Genomic DNA, 18,175 nt, shown 5'->3' on the forward strand with positions numbered 1-18,175 from the left:
CCATCTTTCCGACGTGGGTGAGCCCGAGCCGGAACGACCGACGGCCGCCCCGGAGGGCGGCCGTCGGTGCTGCCGGGGCCGGCGGTGAGGCGCCGGCGATCGGATCAGACGTACTCGCGGAGGTAGCGCTCGTAGGTGCGCATGTGGCCCTCCTCGTCCCGCAGGATCTCGATGACCATGTCCTGGGTGGCCCAGTCGACGCCGTCGGTGGCCTCGATGATCCGCGTGTAGTGCGAGATCGCGCCGGACTCGGCGTCGATGACGCCCTTGATCACGGAGACGACGTCGGTCGGGTCGTCGTTCGGCTGCAGGCTGGCGTCGAAGTCCTTCGGGAAGTCCGCGGAGCCGGGGACCGTGCCGTAGAGCTCCTTGATGCGGTTCGCGAACTGCTTCGCGTGGCCGAGCTCCTCGCCGACGTCCTCGCCGAGGTCCGTGGCGATCTCCTTGGCGCGGATGCCGTCGAGGTTGATCGACTGCTGGAGGTAGTTGGTGACGGTCTCGACCTCCATCCAGTACGCGGTCGTGAGGAGCTCGACGATCTCCTCGCGCTTGGCGGCGTTCTGGTCGGAGAGGATTCCGGCGCTGGCGTGATGCGTGACGGTCATGCGGTGCTCCTTGCTCGATGCGTTGCGACCACTATAGCTAATGATTTAAAATAAGGGCGCCCTTCTTGGGGCGGTCGGATCGCGGCCCGGGAGTTCGGGCGCCCTTTGTGAACGGGGGTTTCCGTGCTCTGGAGCCCCGTACCCGGGCCGGCGGCCGATACGCGCTCTCGTGCGACTCGGGCCGTCCGGCGGGCGGGCGGGCGAGTGTCCGACGGGACGCGAGGCTCGGCTCCGACGTGGCATCTCCGGGGCGCGCGCGAGGCGGCGCGCGGCGGTCCGGCCCCGGAACGACGAAGCGCCCGCGGGGCGGGCGCTCGCACTGCGGTGATCGGGTGGGCGCCGGGGTGGCCGGCGCCGGGGCTCAGGCGGGGCGGTGCTCGTCGCCGACCGCGGCGACGGCGGCCTGTGCACGCCACGTGGCGAAGCGGCCGTCGGGCGACTCCAGCCAGGCGTGGAGGTCGCGCTCGAAGCGGTTCCAGCGACGGGCTCGGAAGCCGGCCGTCGGGATCCGGTCCTGCGGGATGGACTCGTACCGCTGCACGAAGGGAACTCTAACAAAGGGAGTCCTAAGTGTGGGTGCCCGAATGGGAACTGGGCGCGCTGCCGCTCCCGGGGTCGTGTCGCGGGACCCCGGGAGCGTCCTCCCGGCAGGGCGCCGGGCCGCGTGCCGCCGCGCTACTTGGTGAGCGCCTCGATCCGCAGGGTGCCGATCACGCCGGGGGCCGCGCCCGTCTGGTCGGACAGCGGGCCGGTCTTCGCGCGCTTGACGACGATGCCGCCGAGGACGAGCTGGCCGTCGTAGGCGACGCTGCGCAGCGGCGACTGGTCGAGCGAGAAGGCCTCGATGCGGGTGCCGCCGACGACGGCCGTGATGACGGAGTTGGCGGTGTCGATGATCAGGTCCGACAGCGTCAGCGTCTGACCGTCGGCCGTCAGGTTCAGGGCCCCGGCGAGTGTCACGGACCCGGCGAACGCCTTGGCGCCGTCGACCGTGCCGCCCGTGATCGGGAAGGCGTACGGACCCGTCCCGGCGCCGGTCGCGGGGGCGGTCGTGTTCAGCGAGGCGCCGGGGGTGGCTGCGATGCCGGCCTTGGCCGCGTCGGTCAGCGTCAGCGATGCGGTCCCGCTCTTGAAGACGGTGCCCGACCCCGTCGACGGCGTCCCGGTGCCCGTCCCGGCGGGGATGTCCACCGAGGCACTCGTCACGCCGAGGGACATGCCGCTCTTGAAGCGCTGGATCTTCAGCGCCCGGTTCAGCCGCGACGCGCCGATGGGCGTCAGCGTCACCTTGAGGTTGGAGAGCGTGAGCTTCTTCTTGGTCTGCACGACCTTCGCGGCGGAGGTGTCCACGTTGAAGGCGCGGACGCGGCTGCTGCCGATGCCGACGGTGACGTTCGAGCCGCTCGGGGCGACCGCGATGCGGAAGGTCTTCAGCGTGATCGAGCGCCCGCGGCGCACGAACTTCAGCGACCCGGCGTGGTTCAGGGTCCCCGACGTGCCGTCGGCGTTGAACGTCGCGGTCGACAGCGGCAGCTTCACGGCGGTGGCGCCGCGGCGGGCGGGGGCGACGCCGCGCAGCGCGACCTTGCCCTTCTTCATCGCGCTGGTCAGGGCCGACGACAGCTTGATCGTCGTCGTGCCGGACGCCTTCGCCGTCGTGTCGGCGGCGGAGGACGGGGCCGCGGCGACGAGCAGCGCCGCGGCCGTCCCTCCGGTGACGACCAGCGCGCGTAGCCGGTGGGACGAACGGGTGTTGGGGGTCATGCTCCGGGTCCTGGTCGGGTCCAGCATCGCCGGACATCATCGCGCAAACCGGGCCGTCGGGTGACGGTCCGCACGACCGGGCGACGTGCCGGCGCGTACGGGAGACACCCGGGGCGTCCCGCCGGGGCGGTCCGGGCCGGCCCGCGCGCGCCCCGACCCGCCGGGTCGTCCACGGCGCGGCGGGCCGACAACCGCGCCCCGCGGGGGCGCGTATCCCCCCTGCATGCTGCCGTCGTCCCTCACCGTCGCGCCCGCCGGTGCGGCCACCACGCGGCCGGCGCCGCAACCGGTGATGCTTCTGCCCGTGCAACGGCGGCGCAATCCCCCCGGCCGGACGGAGCAGCGGCTCGCCCGGCGGCTCCGCCGGGGGGACCCGGACGTGATCGCGGACCTCTACGTGCAGTACGGGGCGGCCAGCTACGGCGTGCTGCTCCGGACCCTGCGCGACCGCGACGCCGCCGACGACGTCCAGCAGCAGGTCTTCGCCGAGGTCTGGCGTCGCGCCGGCCAGTACGACCCCGCCCGCGCGGGCCTGCTGACCTGGATCCTCACGATCGCCCGCAGCCGGGCGATCGACCACCTGCGCCGCCGCGTCCCCGAGCCGGTCAGCGCCGACGAGATCGTCCGGCTCTCCGGCGGCGGTGACGCCGTCCCGGAGACCGAGCTCGCGCTGGACCGCTGGCGCGTCGCCGAGCTCCTGGCCGTCCTGCCGGACCACGAGCGCGAGCTGCTGCGCCTGCGCTTCTACGAGGAGCTCAGCCAGACGGAGATCTCCGCGCGGCTCGACCTGCCGCTCGGCACCGTCAAGGCGCGGATGGTCCGGGCCCTTCGCAAGCTGCGCGCCCACATCGACGAGGGCGAGGTGCCCGGATGACCCGTCGACCCGAGGCCGAACGGCTGGTGCTCGAGGACCTGGCCGACGAGGAGCGCGACGCGCTCCTGGCCGGCGTCGACGCCGGGGACGCCGCGGCCGTCGAGCGGCTCGCCACGGCCCTGGCCGCGCTGGACGCCGACGGCTGGGAGGCCGCCGAGACGCCCGCGCTGCGCTTCGTCCCGGAGGGCGCCGGCGAGGCCGTGCCGTTCTGGTCCCGCATGTGCGTGCGCAGCGACGCGGGCGACCATCGCGTCGCGGCGCCGTACGTGGCGCTGGTGCTCGTCGCCGCGATCGTCCTGGCGTTCGGGGCGGGCTTCGCGCTGCGCGGCTCCGGCGACGACGGCGCGCCGCTCGACGACCGGCTGGGGCAGGCCCCCGCGGTGTCGCTCACGCGGATGGCCTCTGCGCCACTGGACGCCTCGGGCGTCGCCCGGATGGTCGGCGGGCGGGGCGGGCGGGGCGGGCGGGTCGAGCTGCGGGCCCACGGGCTACGGCCCACCGGGCCCGGCCGCTGGTACGAGCTGTGGATGCTGCGCGACGACCGCCACATGGTCAGCGTCGGGACGTTCCGGGTGCGCGGCGACGGCACGGTCGAGGCCCGCTTCGAGGTCGGCGTCGACCTCTCGCGCTCCCCGACGATGGACGTCTCGATCCAGTCGAAGGCCGACGGCGCCGCGCACTCCGGGCGCTCGGTGCTGCGCTCGCAGCCCGCGACCTGAGTCCTGGATCGGTCGGCCCGTCGGGCCCCCGACCTGAGTCCTGGATCGGTCGGCCCGTCGGGCCCCCGACCGGAGTCCCGGATCGGTCGGCCCGTCGGCCGGCACCCGGGCCTCGGTACCGGAGGGTCGGATCGACGCGGCTTCGCGTGCCGACGGGGCCGGACGCGGCTGGACCCTCGCCGGGTCGGTCACCGCCGTGCCGGTCAGGTGGTCGGTTCGTCGTCCGCGTCGGCCGGCCCGTCCGGGTCCCCGCCCGCGCGGCCGCGCTCGCGCAGGGCCCGCACGACCGCGAGGCTGACCGGCTCGTCCGGGAGCTGGTTGCCGTCGACGACCGCGTCGATGACCTGGCGCTTGACCTCGAGGATGTCCGACATCTCGTCGTCGATCGTGCCCGGGCAGAGCAGGTACCAGGCCGTCACGGCGTCGTCCTGGCCGATCCGGTGACAGCGGTCCTCGGCCTGGTCGTGCATCGCCGGGGTCCAGTCGAGCTCCAGGAACGCGACGTTGGAGGCGCGGGTCAGGGTGATGCCCTGGGCGGCGGCGCGCATCGAGCAGACGATCAGCCGCTCGGCGGGGTTCTCGATGTCCAGGTGACCCCCCTGCTGGAACCGCCTGACGGCCTCGTCGCGCTGGACCGCGGAGTCGTCGCCGAGGATGTGCAGGGCGCCGGGGAACTTCTCGAGGAGCCCGAGCTGCATCTCTCGGTGCTGGGCGAAGACGACCAGTGCCTCGCCCGACGCCAGGAAGTTCTCGACCCACGCGATCGCGCCGGGCAGCTTGCCGCGGGCGGCCAGCCGGCGAAGGTGGTTCATCCGCACGAGCTGCTCGGCGCGCAGGGCGGCGGCGATCTTCGCGTCCAGCTCGGAGAGGTCCAGCGGCTGGGTGCGCAGCCAGGCGATGACGTCCTTCTCCGCCAGCCGGTACTCGGCCGGGTCCTTCAGCTCGAGCGGCACGTCGACGCGGCGCTTGGCGGGCAGCTGGGGGAGGACGTCCTGCTTCAGCCGGCGGACGAAGCCGCGGGAGCGCAGGTGCCAGTGCAGGCGGTCGTGCGACTCGGGGCCCTTGAATCGCCGGGCCAGCTCCGCGCCCGAGCCGAAGTCCTTCAGGCGGTCGATCAGGCGCAGTTGGGCGGTCAGCTCCCGTGGCTGGTTGAGGACCGGGGTGCCGGTCAGCGCCAGGCGCAGGCCATCGGGGTGGACGGCCTTCGACAGCTTCATCGCGGCCTTCGTGCGCTTGGCCGTGGGCTGCTTGCAGTAGTGCGACTCGTCGAACACGACGGCTCGGGGGATGCGCGCGGCGAGGGGCTCGAGGTGTGCCTCGACGATCTCGTAGTTCAAGACGACGATGTCGGCGTCTCGCGGCTCGGCGAAGCCGGAGGTGTCCAGCGGGGTCGCCCAGGGGTTCGGGCGGTCGGCCCGGCGGACGGGGGCGAGGGCGGGGGCGGCCCCCGGGTCGGCGACCTTCAGGGCGGTGGGGGGCGCCGCCGCGAAGGGGTCCGCCGTCGGGGTCGCGTCGCCGGACCCGTCGCGGTCGGCCACCGAGCGCAGCGTCTCGGGGGCGTGTTCGCGCGGCTCCCACTGGCCCTGCCCGCGACCGTGGAGCACCGCGACGCGGCGGTGGGGCAGCCACTTCGCGGCCTCGCGCTCCCACGTGAGCTTCATCCCCGCCGGGCACACGACGACCGCCGGGTACGCGCCGTCGACCTCGAGCGTGGCGAGCGCCTGGACGGTCTTGCCTAGGCCCTGCTCGTCCGCGAGGAACGAGCGGCGGCGCTTGAGCAGGTAGCGGACGCCGGCGTGCTGGAACGGCTGCAGCTCGCCGCCGAGGACGAGGGGCTCGCCGGCCTTCGTGCGCTTCAGCGGGTTCGCGCGTTCGGCCTGGGAGAGGTCGATCGTCTCGATCCGCTCCTCGTGCTCGACCTTCATCGTCGCCAGCTGGTCGCGCGCGGCGGTCGTGACGACGAGCGTCGGGTACGCGCGGATCAGGTCCTGGATCGCGTCCAGCAGCGAGGGGTCGGCCGGGACGGCCATCGTCGTCGCGGAGTCGATCGGGGCGTCGCCGCGCCGGTAGCCGCGGCCCGGCGTCGTGTCGATCGGGGTGGCCTCCGGCAGACGCTGGAAGGCCGCGTGCAGCCGGGTGCTCCAGCCGGGCAGGAGCTCGATGCGCGGGGTCTTCTGGTCGTCCCGCCCGGCGCGCAGGGTCGCGGCGGCGGGCATCCGGCCGATCCGCAGGTCGGCGGACGCGAGCATCACCAGGGTGTCGACGACGAGGCCGTCGATCCGGTCCAGGAGCTGGACGCCGTCCGCGTCGAACGGCAGCAGGTCGACCGCGCGACTCTCGATCCCGAGCGCCTCGGCGGCCGCCTCGGGGCTCATCCGCTGCGCGTGGTCGGTGAGCCGCGACGGGGCCTCGCCGAGCAGCGTCACGACGGCCAGGCGCGGGCCGTCGTCGAGCTCGATCACGGTCGTCTCGCCGTGCCAGCGGGACATGCCGCCGAGCCAGGCGGAGACGTGCTCGTCCGGGAACAGCCCGGCCCGCTGGTCGTCGAGGAGTCGGCGGGCGACGATCGCGGCGTGCACGCTCAGCGGCGCGCGCCAGACGTGGTTGCTCCAGTCGAAGTACCGGCCCGGGATCGAGCGGACGTCGTCGTTCATCCAGCGCGGGACGTCGAGGACGAGCTCCGGGACCCGGTCGCGCGACTGCATGCTCAGCGCGGGCTTGCCGAGCTGCGGGGCGTCGGGCTCGGTCTCTTCGGGTTGCGGGAGGCCGGGATCGTCGATCAGGAGACGGTAGGCGACCGGTGTCGCGGGGGCGGTGCCGCCGGGGGATCGGTGCGGACGACGGGTCGCCCGGCGCGCCGGCACCGGGCCGCCGCAGATGCGGTCGGTGACCGCGGGGCCCGCGAGCCGGCGGCGCGCTCAGCCCGCGGGCGCATGCGCCGCCCAGAGCGCCGCCGACCGCCGCTCGGCGTCCTCGTCGTGGGTGCGCTGGAGGTTGCGGCCGCCGCGGTCGAAGGTCGCCAGGACGGCGGCGGGCACGTCCTCGTCCGGGGTCGGGGCCGGCAGCCAGGTCGTCGGGCGCACGTGGTGGATGCCGACCTCGCGGGCCGCGGGGGAGTCGTCGTAGCGCCACGGGCCGGTGATCCGGCCGAGGCGCAGGGCGCCGTCGGCCTCGCGGGTCCAGACGAGGACGCCGTCGGGCAGGTCCGCGAACCGGCGCAGCATCCGTCCCGCCTTGTCGCCGTGCCGGTCCGCGGCCGCCGCGACCGCCTCGTCGATCGTGGCCGGCGGCGCGTCCAGTGCGTCGCCCGTCCCGACGAGCCCGTGGGCGATCCCGAACGCCGCGCCGGCGCCGGTGGGCGCGTCGCGGTCGCGGGCCCGCATCGGGGCGCGGAGGACGGGGACGGGCCGGGGCATGGGCGGCCGGTACCCGGTGGGGCGCGGGGTGCACGGGCGATCTCGGGGCCCGTGCGTCGCCCCGCCCCGGGGAGGGGCGCGGCCGCCTCAGTCCAGGCTCAGTCGTCCGAGACGGTCTTCGTCGTCATCACCTGGGCGGCGTCCGTGCCCATGACCTTGCGGGTGAGCGCGGGGGCCGCGAAGCGCAGCGCCGTGGCGAGTCCGTAGATCCGCGGCGTGTAGCGCTCGGGCTTGCGGCCCAGGCCGGCCTCGACGATCGCCTCGGCCACGCCCTCGGGGGTGCCGAGCAGGAAGCGGCCGACCTTGCTGTTGACGAGCTCGGTCTGCGGGAAGCCCTCGGTCGGGACGAACCCGGGCAGGACGTTGCCGACGTGGACGCCGTGGACGGCCTCCTCGATGCGGACGGCGTCGGTCCACAGGGCGAGCGCCGCCTTGCTCGCCGAGTAGGCGCTGGTGCCGGGGCGGCTGACGCGGCCGGAGGTGCTCGTGACGTTGACGATCGCCGACGGGGCGGCCGCGCGGAGGTCCGGCAGGAGCGCCTCGGTCAGCCGGATCACGGCGTCGAAGTTGATCGCCATCGTCCGGCGGACGTTCTCCCAGCCCCCGTTCTGCGGGCTGCCGAACCGCGCGCGGAAGCCCGCGCCGGCGTTGTTGACCAGGAGCGTCGGCAGGCCGTGCTCGGCCCGCACGTGGTCGCGGACCTCCTGCGGCGCGTCGTCGTCGGTGAGGTCCGCGGCGACCCAGGTGGTGGTCGCCGGCAGCTCGGCGGCGAGCGCGGCGAGTCGCTCCTCGCGCCGGGCGACCAGGACGATGCGGGCGCCGGGCTCGCGGGCGAGGCGCCGGGCGGCGGCCTCGCCCAGGCCGCTGGACGCGCCGGTGATCACGGCGACGAGCGGGCCGGCGGGGGCGGTGGCGGGCGCGGCGGTGGCCGCGGGGGGCTCGGGGCTGCTCATGCGGGCATCACAGCGCATCGGCGGCGGTCGTGCTCGGGATCGGGGCCGTCGCCGGTCGGTCACGTCGGCGCCCGGCCCTCGATCGGGGCGTCGATGAGACTGACATGTATCGTATGAGACATGAGTGTCTCGCCGAGCGCCGGGGACGACCGTCTGATCGCCGCGGCCCTGACGGTCCTGAACGGCGACCCCACGGCATCGATGGCCCAGATCGCCGCCGCGGCGGGCGTCGGTCGCGCCACGTTGCACCGCCACTTCGCCACCCGCGACGACCTGGTCCTCGCGATCGGGGCGCGCTCGCTCGAGCGCTGGGAGGGCTCGCTGCGCGCCGAGGGCACGCTCGAGCTGGTCGGCACCGACGACGCGGACGCGCACCGCGCCGCGCTCGACGGGCTGCTGCGGCGGTACGTGCAGGACGCCGGGGACTTCCGCTTCGCGATGGACAACCCGGAGATCGAGCGGCACCCGGCGCTCGGGGAGACGGTCCTGCGGCTGTGCGCGCTGGAGACCGAGCTGCTGGCGTCGGCGCAGCGCGTCGGCGTCCTGCGCGACGACCTGCCCGCCGTGTGGATCGACCACGTCCTGTTCGGACTCCTGCGGTCCGGGCTCGACGCGCAGCGCTACGGCGACGTCGCGCCCCGCGACATCCCGGACCTCGTCGTCCGGACGTTCTTCGCGGCGGTCGGACGATGAGGGCTCGCTTGCCCGGCGGCGCCCGCTGGTGGGGGCTCGCGGTCCTCTCCGCCAGCCTCCTGATGGTCGTCATGGACATGACGATCCTCAACGTCGCGCTGCCCGAGCTGACGGCGGACCTGCGGCCCGGGTCGACCGAGGTCCTCTGGATCGTCGACGCCTACTCGCTGGTGCTCGCCGGCCTGCTCGTCACCGCCAGCGCGCTCGGCGACCGCTGGGGGCACCGCTACGTCCTGGTGGCCGGACTCGTCGTCTTCGGCGTGGCCTCCGTGGGCGTCCTGCTCGCGACGTCCCCCGGTGCCGTGATCGCGCTGCGGGCCCTGCTCGGGGTCGGCGGGGCGATGATCATGCCCGCGACCCTGTCGCTGATCCGGCACCTCTTCCCCGACGGGCGCGAGCGCGCGCTGGCGCTCGGGATCTGGGGCTCGATGGCCGGCGTCGGCGCGGCGCTCGGCCCGATCCTCGGCGGGCTGATGGTCGAGCTGTTCAGCTGGCACGCCGCGTTCCTGATCAACGTGCCGGTGGTGCTCGTCGCGGTGGTCGCGGCGCTCGCGCTGCTGCCCCGGGGCCGCGCGGCGTCGCCGGCGCCGTGGGACGCGGTGGCCCTCGTGCTGTCGTTCGTCGGGATGGTCGCGCTGGTGCTCGCGATCAAGGAGCTCGCGAAGCACGGCGTCGAGGCGACCGGCGTGGTCGCGGCCGCCGTGGCGGTGGTCGCGCTCGGGACGTTCGGGCGGCGGACGCTGTCGCAGGAGCGCCCGATCCTTGAACTGCGGCTGCTCGGCCGGCCGCAGGTCGGGGCCGGGGTGCTGACCGCGCTGGCGACGATGGTCGGGATGGCGGCGATCCTGCTGGTCGGCGCGCAGTGGCTGCAGGCCGTCGAGGGGCACTCGCCGCTGATGGCGGGCGTCGCGCTGCTGCCGGCCGCGGTGGCCGGCGTGCTCGCGTCGCTGGCGGCCCCGGCGATCGCCGAGCGGATCGGGGCGCGGGCCGTGCTCGCCGCCGGGCTGGCCGCGCCGGGCCTCGGGTTCCTCGCGCTCGGCCTCGCGAGCGAGCCCAGCTACGCCGTCTTCGCCGTCACCCTGACGCTGATCGGCGTCGGGATGGGGGCCCTCGCGATCGGCTCGGCGGTGATCATGGCCGGCACCCCGACGGACCGCACCGGCAGCGCCGCCGCGATCGAGGAGACCGCGTACGAGGTCGGCACCACCCTGGGCGTCGCCGTGCTCGGCAGCCTCGCGGCCCTGATCTACCGGGACGCGTTGCCGGTCGGCGACCTGGCCGGGTCCGGGCTCTCGGCGGGCGACGTCGCCGCGGCCCGCGACTCGATCGGCGGGGCCGAGGGCGTCGCGGGGACGCTCGATCCGGCCGCGGCGGCGGACCTCGTCGCGCGGGCGCAGGCGGCGTTGTCGGACGCCCTGTCGGGGATGGGCGTCGCTGGGTCGGTCGTCCTGCTCGCGGCGGCGGGCGTCGTCTTCGCGCTGATGCCGCGGCGGGTGGACATCAGCGGGGTGGACGCGCACTGATACCGATGGTCGTCCTGGTGTGATGGGACGTGGTCGACCATTCCTCGGCAGGGCTCAGGAAATCACGACCACGTCCCTTCCAGACGGATCGGGCGGGGCGTCGCGGGGTTGAGAGTGCAGTTCTCCGTCTTAGGGACGAAGGACCGCACGCTCGAGGGGCGCTCGTCCTCGGCGGGGCCGGGCGACCCAGGCCGTCGTCAGACCGGCCAGGTCTCGCCGCGCCACGCCGCGTCCCAGAAGCGCCACTCGTAGCGGCAGCCCTGGAGCCAGAGCGCCTCGAAGCGGGCGCGGCCCTCGTCGCCCAGGCCGGCCGCGTGGCGGTCGACGATCGTCAGGAGCTCGTCGACCTGGGCGGAGAACTCGTCGCTCGCGTAGGTGTCGATCCAGCGCTGGTAGCGGGGGTCGGGCGAGCCCTCGGCGACGAGCTCCCGGCCGACCTCGCGATAGATCCAGAAGCACGCGAGGACCGCGGCCAGGCCGTCGGCGTAGGAGCCTGCGGCCGCGTGGGCGAGCAGGAAGTCGACGTAGGCGGTCGTCGTCGGGCTGCGGGGCGTCGCGGCCACCTGCTCCGGGCTGAGCGCGAAGTCGGCGATGAACGCGGCGTGCAGCTCGTGCTCGACGGTGATCGCCTCGGCGCCCGCGGTGGCGAGGAAGACGATCTCGTCGTCCGCCGTCGCCCGGCCCGCGGCCAGGGCGAGCGCCCGGGCGAACCCCTTGAGGTAGTGCGAGTCCTGCACCACGTAGGTGCGGAACGTCGCCTCGGGCAGCGTGCCGTCGGTCAGGCCGGCGAGGAACGGGTGCTCGAGGATGCGCGCCTGGATCGGGGCGGCGGCGGACCACAGGCCGGCGGTGAACGCGTCGGGCCCGGAGGGCGTGGGGGCGATGGGGGCGTCGCTCATCGGGCGGAGGCTACGAGGCGGCGGGCCGGTCGCGGAGTCGCGTGGCGGGGCGGCGCGTCGCCGGCCGCGGGGCAGGGGGGCGCGTCGGCGCTGCAGATTGATCCGGTCGGGCGGGACGTTCCTGCAGCGGGTCGTGCCCTCTCGGCCGCCTCCTCAGAACGTGCCGCCGCGGCCCGCGCCGCCGGCGAAGCGGCCCGCGCCCTCCAGCGCCTCGCCCGAGGAGAGGGTCGCGAGGCCGTGCTCGTACTCGACGGTCAGGGCGTCGTCCTCGGGGAGGCCGGCGGTGTCCAGCAGCGACGCGCGGTCGCGGCGGAGGCAGGTCTGGGGAAACGCCGCGATCGACGCCGCCAGCTCCTGGGCGGCCGCGAGCGCGCCGCCGCGGGGGACGACGCGGTTGACCAGGCCGATGGCCAGCGCCTCGTCCGCTGCGACCGGGCGGCCCGTCAGGACGAGGTCCATCGCGCGGCTCTCACCGATCAGGCGCGACAGGCGGAACGTGCCGCCGTCGATCAGCGGGACGCCCCAGCGGCGGCAGAAGACGCCGAGGATCGCGTCCTCCTCGGCCACCCGCAGGTCGCACCAGGCGGCCAGCTCCAGGCCGCCCGCGACCGCGTGGCCCGCGATCGACGCGATCACCGGCTTCGACAGCCGCAGCCGCGTGGGGCCCATCGGGCCGTCGGCCGGGAGCGGCTCGACGCGGTTGCTCCGCTCGGTGCCGAGGGCCTTCAGGTCGGCGCCCGCGCAGAACGTCCCGCCGTCGCCGTGGAGGACCGCCACCGCGGCCGCCTCGTCGGCGTCGAACGCGCGGAAGGTCGTGGTCAGCGCGGCCGCGGTCGGGCCGTCGACCGCGTTGCGGGCGTGCGGGCGCGAGAGGACGATCGTCGTCACCGGGCCGTCGCGGCGGACGGCGACCGCGTCGTCTCCGGTGGGGCGGTCCGGGCGGGCTGCCGCGGCCTGCGGCGCCTCGCCGGCCCGCGCGTCGGTGCGCTCTGCGTCGCCGTCCCGCGGGCCGGGGCCTCCTCGCGGGCGGGCGGTCGCCTCGTCGATGCGGTGGCCGTCACGGCGGTCGTTCGCGGCGTGCGGGTCGTCGGCCATGCGCGGATTCAACCACCTCGGGCTTGACCTGTGAATCGGGATTCACGAGACTGTGAATCGAGATTCACACGCCGCCGCCGTCCCGGCCCGCCTCGGCGGGCCCCGGGCGTCGGGCGGCCGGAACGAAGGACCCCCCCGTGAGCACGCCCACCGATTCCGTCCCTCCCGCCGCCGACGTGGCCGGCGCCACCGTCACCCCGGCCCTCGCCGGCCCGGACGGCCCCGGCCGCCGGGTCCTCAACCAGGCGCCCCCGCTGCAGCCGGTCGACCTCTACGCCACCGACGTCGCGCTGCAGGAGGCGCTCGTCCGCGAGGGCGGCGGCTGGGGCGTCGAGCGGGTGGCGGAGACCGGGCGGGTCGCCGGGTCGCCCGAGGCCCGCGACCACGGCCTGCGCGCCGAGCGCAACGAGCCCCGCCTGATCACGCACGACCGCTACGGCAACCGCGTGGACGAGGTCGAGCTCGACCCGTCGTGGCACTGGCTGCTCGGCGGCGCGATCGACCGCGGGCTCTCGGGCCTGCCCTGGCGCGCCCCCGACGGCGGGGCCGGCGCCGAGGCCGACGGCCGCGCGGCCTCGGCCTCGGGCTCCGGCGCGACGCCCGCCGCGATCGACGCCGGCGCATCCGTCCTCAGCACCCCGGCGCCCGGACCCGGCGGCGCCGGCTCCCACGTCGTCCGCGCGGCCGGGTTCGCGCTCTGGGGCAACACCAACGCCGGGGTCATGTGCCCGGTCTCGATGACGTACGCGGTCGTCCCGGCCCTGCGCGACGGCGCGCCGGCGCTGGCGGCCGAGTGGGAGGAGCGGCTGACGCGGCCCGACTACGCGAGCTCCGCGATCGCCGGCATGGCGATGACCGAGCGCCAGGGGGGCTCCGACGTCCGCGCGAACATCACCGTCGCCGTGCCCGCCGGGACGGGCTCCACCGGCGGCGAGTACGAGCTGTGGGGCCACAAGTGGTTCTGCTCGTACCCGCCGTGCGACGTCTTCCTCGTCCTCTCGCAGCTGAAGGATGCGCCGGAGGACCCGGACGGCTCCGGGCCCGGCCTCTCCTGCTTCCTCGTCGAGCGCGGGCCCGGGATGGAGTTCCAGCGCCTGAAGGACAAGCTCGGCACGCGCTCGCTGCCGTCCTCCGAGGTCGAGTTCCGTGGCGCCCGCGGGCGGCTCGTCGGCGAGCCCGGGGGTGGCGTGAAGGCGATCATCCGCATGGTCAACCACACCCGGCTGGACTGCCTGATCGGATCGACGACGTCGATCCGCCGCGGCACGATCGAGGCGATCCACCACGCGCGGCACCGCAGCGCGTTCGGCGCCTCGCTCGTCGACCAGCCGGCGATGCAGAACGTGCTGGCCGACCTCGCGATCGAGTCGGAGGCCGCGACCGCCGTCGCGCTGCGGATGGCCCGCGCGTACGACGAGGACGACGCCGCGTTCCGCCGCTTCGGCACCGCCGTCATGAAGTACTGGGCGGCGTCGGACCCCGATCCCGAGCCGGCGCCGGACGCGTCGCCCGTCGTCCGGATCGCCGGGCCCGGGGGCGGCGTCCCCGACGCCGGAACCGTCTCCGCGGTCGAGGCCGCCGCGGCCGTCGGCGGGGCCCAGAACGCCGCGCGGGTCCTCCAGCAGCTGCCGTCCAACGTCCTGACGCCGCGGGCGCTGGTCGCCCGGGCGATCGCGCTGGGCGACGAGCTCCCCGACCTGGACGTCGAGGTCGAGGTGGGGCTCGGCGCGCTGCGCCGGCGCGGCATGGGCCTCTTCGCCGCGGTCTCGCACGGCAGCGACCAGCCGCCCGCCCTGATCACCGTCCGCTACGAGCCGACCGGGGCGTCGGGGCCGCTGCTCGGGCTCGTCGGCAAGGCCGTCACCCACGACACCGGCGGCTACTCGCTGAAGCCGCCGCTGTCGATGCGGACGATGCGCTTCGACATGTCCGGCGGCGCGGCGGTGCTCGGCGCGATGGAGGCGATCGCGCGGCTGCGGCTGCCCGTGCGGGTGCTCGCCGTCGTGTGCGCGACGGAGAACCTCGTCAACGGCTCCGCGATGAAGCCGGACGACGTCTTCACCGCGAAGAACGGGACCACCGTCGAGATCACGAACACCGACGCCGAGGGCCGGCTCGTGCTCGCGGACGGCCTGACGTACGCGCTGGAGCTCGGCGCGGAGCGGCTCGTGGACATCGCGACGCTGACCGGCGGCGTCGTCACGGCGCTCGGCACGTCGCACGCGGGCCTGATGGGCCGCGACGAGCAGTGGCTCGGCGAGGTCACCGGCGCCGGCGAGGCGACCGGCGAGCGCGTCTGGCGCCTGCCGCTGGAGGACGCCCACCGCGAGCTGCTCAAGAGCCGCCTGGCGGACCTCACCAACAGCGGCGGCCGCGTCGCCCACCCGATCCAGGGCGCGGCGTTCCTGGAGCGCTTCACCGGCGACGCGCCGTGGGCGCACGTCGACATGGCGGCGCTGTCGCACGACCTGCCCCGCAAGTACCTGGCGAAGGGCCCGAGCGGCTGGGGCGTCCGCCTGCTGACGGAGACGGCGCGCCGCGTCGCGGGCTGACGGTCGGCGTCGGACGGCGTATGGACCGCTAGCGTGCGGGCCTGCCGTCCGGCCCTCGCCGGCCGCGGCGCCCGTCGCCCGTGATCGCGTCCCTCCCCCGTCCCGTCCGCCTGCTCCTCCTGTGGGCCGGCCTGCTCGCCGTCTACGCGGCCGGCCTGACGCTGCCCGCGGCTCCCGGCCGGGACCTGACGGCGACGGAGGCGCACCGGCTGCTCGCCGCGCACTCGATCGTCACAGACGGCGATCTCGACCTGCTCGACGAGTACATCGCCCGGCCCTACGAGCACTGGGGCGGGATCGCCGGACTGCAGCCGGGCCGGCCGCTCCCCTCCAACGTCGCCGTCCAGCGCGACGAGCGGCAGAAGGAGGGGCCGCCGCTCGCCCCGGGCGGCTACATCGAGCCGACCGGGCTCGGACTCGGCGCGGTCCTGGCCCCCGCTTACTGGTTCGGCCGCACGACCGGCATGGGTGGCCCGCTCGCCGTGCAGCTCTGGTGCGCCGGCCTGCTGGCGGCGGCGTTCGTCGTCGCGCTCGGCCTGGCCCGGCGGATCGTCCCGGACCCGTGGGCCACCCGCGGCGTCGTGGCCGTCGCGCTGTCGCCGCCGCTCGTCCTCGGCGCGACGCAGATCGGGCCGACCGGCCCGACCGCGCTGCTGCTCACCGGGGCGGTCGCCGCCGCGCTCGCGGTGCGCGACCACCCCCGCACGCTCGCCGCGCTGTCGTGTGCCGTCCTGTGCGCGCTGATCCCGTGGGTCTGGCTGCCGCTCGCCCCCGCGGCGCTCGTCGTCGCCGGCGCGCTGACGCGCTGGATGCGCCGCCGCCGGCGCGGGCTGATGGGCTACATGGCGCTCGAGGTCCTGCTGCTCTCGGCGTTCATCCTGCTGACCGTCAGCGACCGGATCTACGGCGGGCCGACCCCGTGGTCGCCACAGGTCGGCTGGTCGCTGCCGACGTTCTTCGACGGCTTCTGGGACGTGCTCCAGCGGATCTTCCTCTCCCCGGTCGGGCTGCTGATCGACCGCGACTTCGGCCTGCTGCGGTGGGCGCCGGTCCTCGTGCTGGTCGGCGTCGCCGTCTGGCGCCTGGTGCACTGGCGCCGCTCGCGGCTGTTCCGCGTCTTCGCCGACGAGATCCACGTCGAGGTCAGCGTGCTCTTCCTGCTGCTCGTCTTCGTCGCCGCGACGGTGCCCTACGCGATCCTCTCGCCGTGGCCGGCGACGAACTGGCTCGGCGGCGCCGGGGCCGCGACCGCGCTCCCGGTCGTCGCGGCGACCGTCGGCTGGGCGTGGCAGCGGGTCCCCCGCGCCGGCGCGGCGCTGGCCGCCGTCACGGTCGTGGCGACCGTCTGGCTGCTCGGGGCCGGGATCTTCGACGGCGGCGCCGCCACGGACCCGCAGCGCGGCGCGCTGCCGTGGGCGGGCGCCGAGCGCGTGCTGCCCGAGATCCGCCGCTGAGGACCTGCCCTCCGTAGGGACGGGTCAGTCCTCCGGCCGGCGCGCGTCCTCCGACGCGATCCAGCGCCGGATCAGCGCGGTCCGGGTGCGCGGACCGAGCACGGCGCCCGCGGTGCACACCACGGAGGCCATGGCCAGCCGCGGGAACGCGTCGCGCGGTCCGTCGACGAGCACCCAGGCGGCCGCGAGGCCGTAGCCCAGCGCGGCGATCGAGAGGCCCGCGAGCAGCGACACCACCGTCCCCAGGAGCATCAGCCGCAGCCCCGGGCGTGGGCGGTGCAGGTCGCGCGGCAGCGGCGTCCGCCCACGCGCGGCGAAGACCTCCGGGAGCCACCGAACACGCACGGGGGCAGCGTAGAGGACGACACGACGCGCGACGACGCGCGGGCCTAGGCTAGGTCCGTGGCGACCGATTCGACCCCCGCCCGGAGCGCCGAGATCCCCGACGAGACGCCCGCGACGACCGGCGAGCGGCCCGCGGCGGCCGTGGACGCCGTTCCCGCGACGACCGGCGCCGCGGCGGCGGACGACGGCCACGCGTCGCCCGGCCCCGCACCCGACGTCCGCCGGCCGCCCGCACCCGCCCGCGGCGGTTTCCTGCACCTCCTGCGCCACGCCCGCGAGCACCGGATGCTCGGCTGGCGCTACTGGATCCTCTTCGCCCGGGCCCTGCGGCTGAAGCTCAAGTACGGCGACCGCGTGGTGTTCGACGGCCCCGCCTTCATCTGCTCGGGCGTCCACTTCGAGATCGGCCCGAACGCCGTCGTGCGGCTCGGCCGCTGGAGCTGGATCGGCGACGACACGAAGGTCCGCTGCCACGAGGGCGAGATCGTCATCGGCTCGAAGAGCGTGATCGGCCAGGAGTGCACGCTCTCGACGTACGAGCGGATCTCGATCGGCCGGGAGTGCATCATCGCCGACCGCTCGATGTTCATCGACTTCGACCACTCCGTCGCCTGGACGGACGCCCCGATCCGCGCCCAGGGCATCTACACCCGCCCCGTGACGATCGGCCACAACGTGTGGATCGGCTACGGCGCGTCGGTGCTCCGCGGCGCCACGGTCGGCGACAACGCGGTCGTCGGGACCTACGCGGTCGTCACGAGGGACGTGCCGACCAACGCCGTCAGCGCCGGGGTCCCGGCCCGCGTCGTGCGCATGCGCGACGCGCCGGAGCGGATGGCCTGGGCCGATCCGCACGACGTCCCGCTGCCGGATGCCGACCGCCGGCGGCTCGCCCGCGAGCACGCGAAGCGCTACGGCCGGCCGGTGCCGGCGGACGCCGTCGAGCCGGCCGACTGACCGGCGGACCGCCCTCGCGGTCGGGCACCCGGGGCGACCTGACCGCGGAGCATCGGCCCGCCACTCGGCGCAGAGGTCCGGCGCGAGACCCGCGGCCCGCCGCGAGCGGGCTCTCACGAAGCCCTCACGGCCCGTGAGAGGTCCATGAGAGGACCGCTCCGAACGGACCGCGGGGTGGCAGCCTGGGTGGCGGGCGGCCCCCGCCGCCCGTCCCCCTCCAGGAGTCCCCCGGTGAGCCATCCCCCATCCCCCCGTCCGCGCCGACCGCGACGCGGCCTCCTCCGCGGTCGCCGCGGCCCGGCCGTCGCCGCCGCGCTGGCCGCCGG

15 protein-coding genes and 2 pseudogenes are annotated in these 18,175 nt (G+C 75.6%); 8 read left to right on the forward strand and 9 right to left on the reverse strand.

The annotated features are described in order from the left end of the window. Positions 1-104: 104 nt before the first annotated feature. The 3 genes from AB0L40_RS19130 to AB0L40_RS19140 all read right to left on the reverse strand — a co-directional run bounded on the left by AB0L40_RS19130 (position 105) and on the right by AB0L40_RS19140 (position 2,369). Positions 105-605 carry a ferritin-like domain-containing protein gene (locus tag AB0L40_RS19130; protein ID WP_364358130.1) on the reverse strand — a complete coding sequence of 167 codons (501 nt, stop codon included), beginning with the start codon at positions 603-605 and terminating at the stop codon, positions 105-107. Positions 606-966: 361 nt separating this feature from the next. After that, the gene (locus AB0L40_RS19135) at positions 967-1,146 is read right to left on the reverse strand and encodes a hypothetical protein (RefSeq protein ID WP_364358133.1); all 180 of its coding nucleotides are present in this window, start codon (positions 1,144-1,146) and stop codon (positions 967-969) included. A gap of 134 nt (positions 1,147-1,280) precedes the next feature. Then, positions 1,281-2,369 (reverse strand): hypothetical protein, encoded by a 1,089-nt coding sequence (locus AB0L40_RS19140; RefSeq protein ID WP_364358136.1) that lies wholly within the window; start codon positions 2,367-2,369, stop codon positions 1,281-1,283. 223 nt (positions 2,370-2,592) lie between these two features. Between AB0L40_RS19140 and AB0L40_RS19145 the strand changes: the two genes are divergently transcribed. Then, positions 2,593-3,243 (forward strand): sigma-70 family RNA polymerase sigma factor, encoded by a 651-nt coding sequence (locus AB0L40_RS19145; protein WP_364358139.1) that lies wholly within the window; start codon positions 2,593-2,595, stop codon positions 3,241-3,243. Further along, positions 3,240-3,962, forward strand: a complete 723-nt coding sequence (locus AB0L40_RS19150; protein ID WP_364358142.1) for an anti-sigma factor — start codon at positions 3,240-3,242, stop codon at positions 3,960-3,962. The genes AB0L40_RS19145 and AB0L40_RS19150 overlap by 4 nt, the downstream gene beginning before the upstream one ends. A 203-nt stretch (positions 3,963-4,165) precedes the next feature. Here AB0L40_RS19150 and AB0L40_RS19155 read toward each other — a convergent pair whose 3' ends face one another. The 3 genes from AB0L40_RS19155 to AB0L40_RS19165 form a co-directional block, all read right to left on the reverse strand. Beyond that, positions 4,166-6,826, reverse strand: coding sequence for a DEAD/DEAH box helicase (locus AB0L40_RS19155; RefSeq protein WP_364358145.1), 2,661 nt, complete (start codon positions 6,824-6,826; stop codon positions 4,166-4,168). Positions 6,827-6,880: 54 nt separating this feature from the next. After that, positions 6,881-7,378, reverse strand: coding sequence for a GAF domain-containing protein (locus AB0L40_RS19160; RefSeq protein ID WP_364358148.1), 498 nt, complete (start codon positions 7,376-7,378; stop codon positions 6,881-6,883). Between the two features lie 98 nt (positions 7,379-7,476). After that, the gene (locus AB0L40_RS19165) at positions 7,477-8,331 is read right to left on the reverse strand and encodes an SDR family NAD(P)-dependent oxidoreductase (protein WP_364358151.1); all 855 of its coding nucleotides are present in this window, start codon (positions 8,329-8,331) and stop codon (positions 7,477-7,479) included. A 120-nt stretch (positions 8,332-8,451) separates the two neighbouring features. Between AB0L40_RS19165 and AB0L40_RS19170 the strand changes: the two genes are divergently transcribed. Continuing rightward, complete coding sequence (locus AB0L40_RS19170) at positions 8,452-9,024, forward strand: TetR/AcrR family transcriptional regulator (protein ID WP_364358154.1); 573 nt, start codon at positions 8,452-8,454, stop codon at positions 9,022-9,024. After that, positions 9,021-10,547 carry an MFS transporter gene (locus AB0L40_RS19175; protein WP_364358157.1) on the forward strand — a complete coding sequence of 509 codons (1,527 nt, stop codon included), beginning with the start codon at positions 9,021-9,023 and terminating at the stop codon, positions 10,545-10,547. The genes AB0L40_RS19170 and AB0L40_RS19175 overlap by 4 nt, the downstream gene beginning before the upstream one ends. A 197-nt stretch (positions 10,548-10,744) precedes the next feature. Here the strand turns inward: AB0L40_RS19175 and tenA are convergent, their stop codons facing one another. Further along, on the reverse strand, positions 10,745-11,446 hold the full coding sequence (gene tenA / locus AB0L40_RS19180) for a thiaminase II (RefSeq protein ID WP_364358160.1): 702 nt from the start codon (positions 11,444-11,446) through the stop codon (positions 10,745-10,747). Between the two features lie 153 nt (positions 11,447-11,599). Next, on the reverse strand, positions 11,600-12,541 hold the full coding sequence (locus tag AB0L40_RS19185) for a crotonase/enoyl-CoA hydratase family protein (protein WP_364358163.1): 942 nt from the start codon (positions 12,539-12,541) through the stop codon (positions 11,600-11,602). A gap of 176 nt (positions 12,542-12,717) precedes the next feature. Between AB0L40_RS19185 and AB0L40_RS19190 the strand changes: the two are divergent. The 3 genes and pseudogenes from AB0L40_RS19190 to AB0L40_RS19200 form a co-directional block, all read left to right on the forward strand. Beyond that, positions 12,718-14,007: pseudogene (locus tag AB0L40_RS19190) on the forward strand (acyl-CoA dehydrogenase family protein); the annotation flags it as partial. 147 nt (positions 14,008-14,154) lie between these two features. Next, a pseudogene (locus AB0L40_RS19195) lies at positions 14,155-15,093 on the forward strand (M17 family metallopeptidase); the annotation flags it as partial. A gap of 80 nt (positions 15,094-15,173) precedes the next feature. Then, positions 15,174-16,547: a hypothetical protein gene (locus AB0L40_RS19200; RefSeq protein WP_364358166.1), complete on the forward strand. Its 1,374-nt coding sequence runs from the start codon at positions 15,174-15,176 to the stop codon at positions 16,545-16,547. Positions 16,548-16,571: 24 nt separating this feature from the next. Here the strand turns inward: AB0L40_RS19200 and AB0L40_RS19205 are convergent, their stop codons facing one another. Then, a complete protein-coding gene (locus tag AB0L40_RS19205; RefSeq protein WP_364358169.1) occupies positions 16,572-16,892 on the reverse strand; it encodes a hypothetical protein in 321 nt (106 codons plus the stop codon). Between the two features lie 57 nt (positions 16,893-16,949). Between AB0L40_RS19205 and AB0L40_RS19210 the strand changes: the two genes are divergently transcribed. Then, entirely contained in the window at positions 16,950-17,849 is a 900-nt protein-coding gene (locus tag AB0L40_RS19210; RefSeq protein WP_364358172.1) for an acyltransferase, read from the forward strand. Positions 17,850-18,175 lie beyond the last annotated feature (326 nt).

It is taken from the genome of Patulibacter sp. NPDC049589, assembly GCF_040675535.1.
Taxonomy (GTDB): Bacteria; Actinomycetota; Thermoleophilia; order Solirubrobacterales; family Solirubrobacteraceae; genus Patulibacter.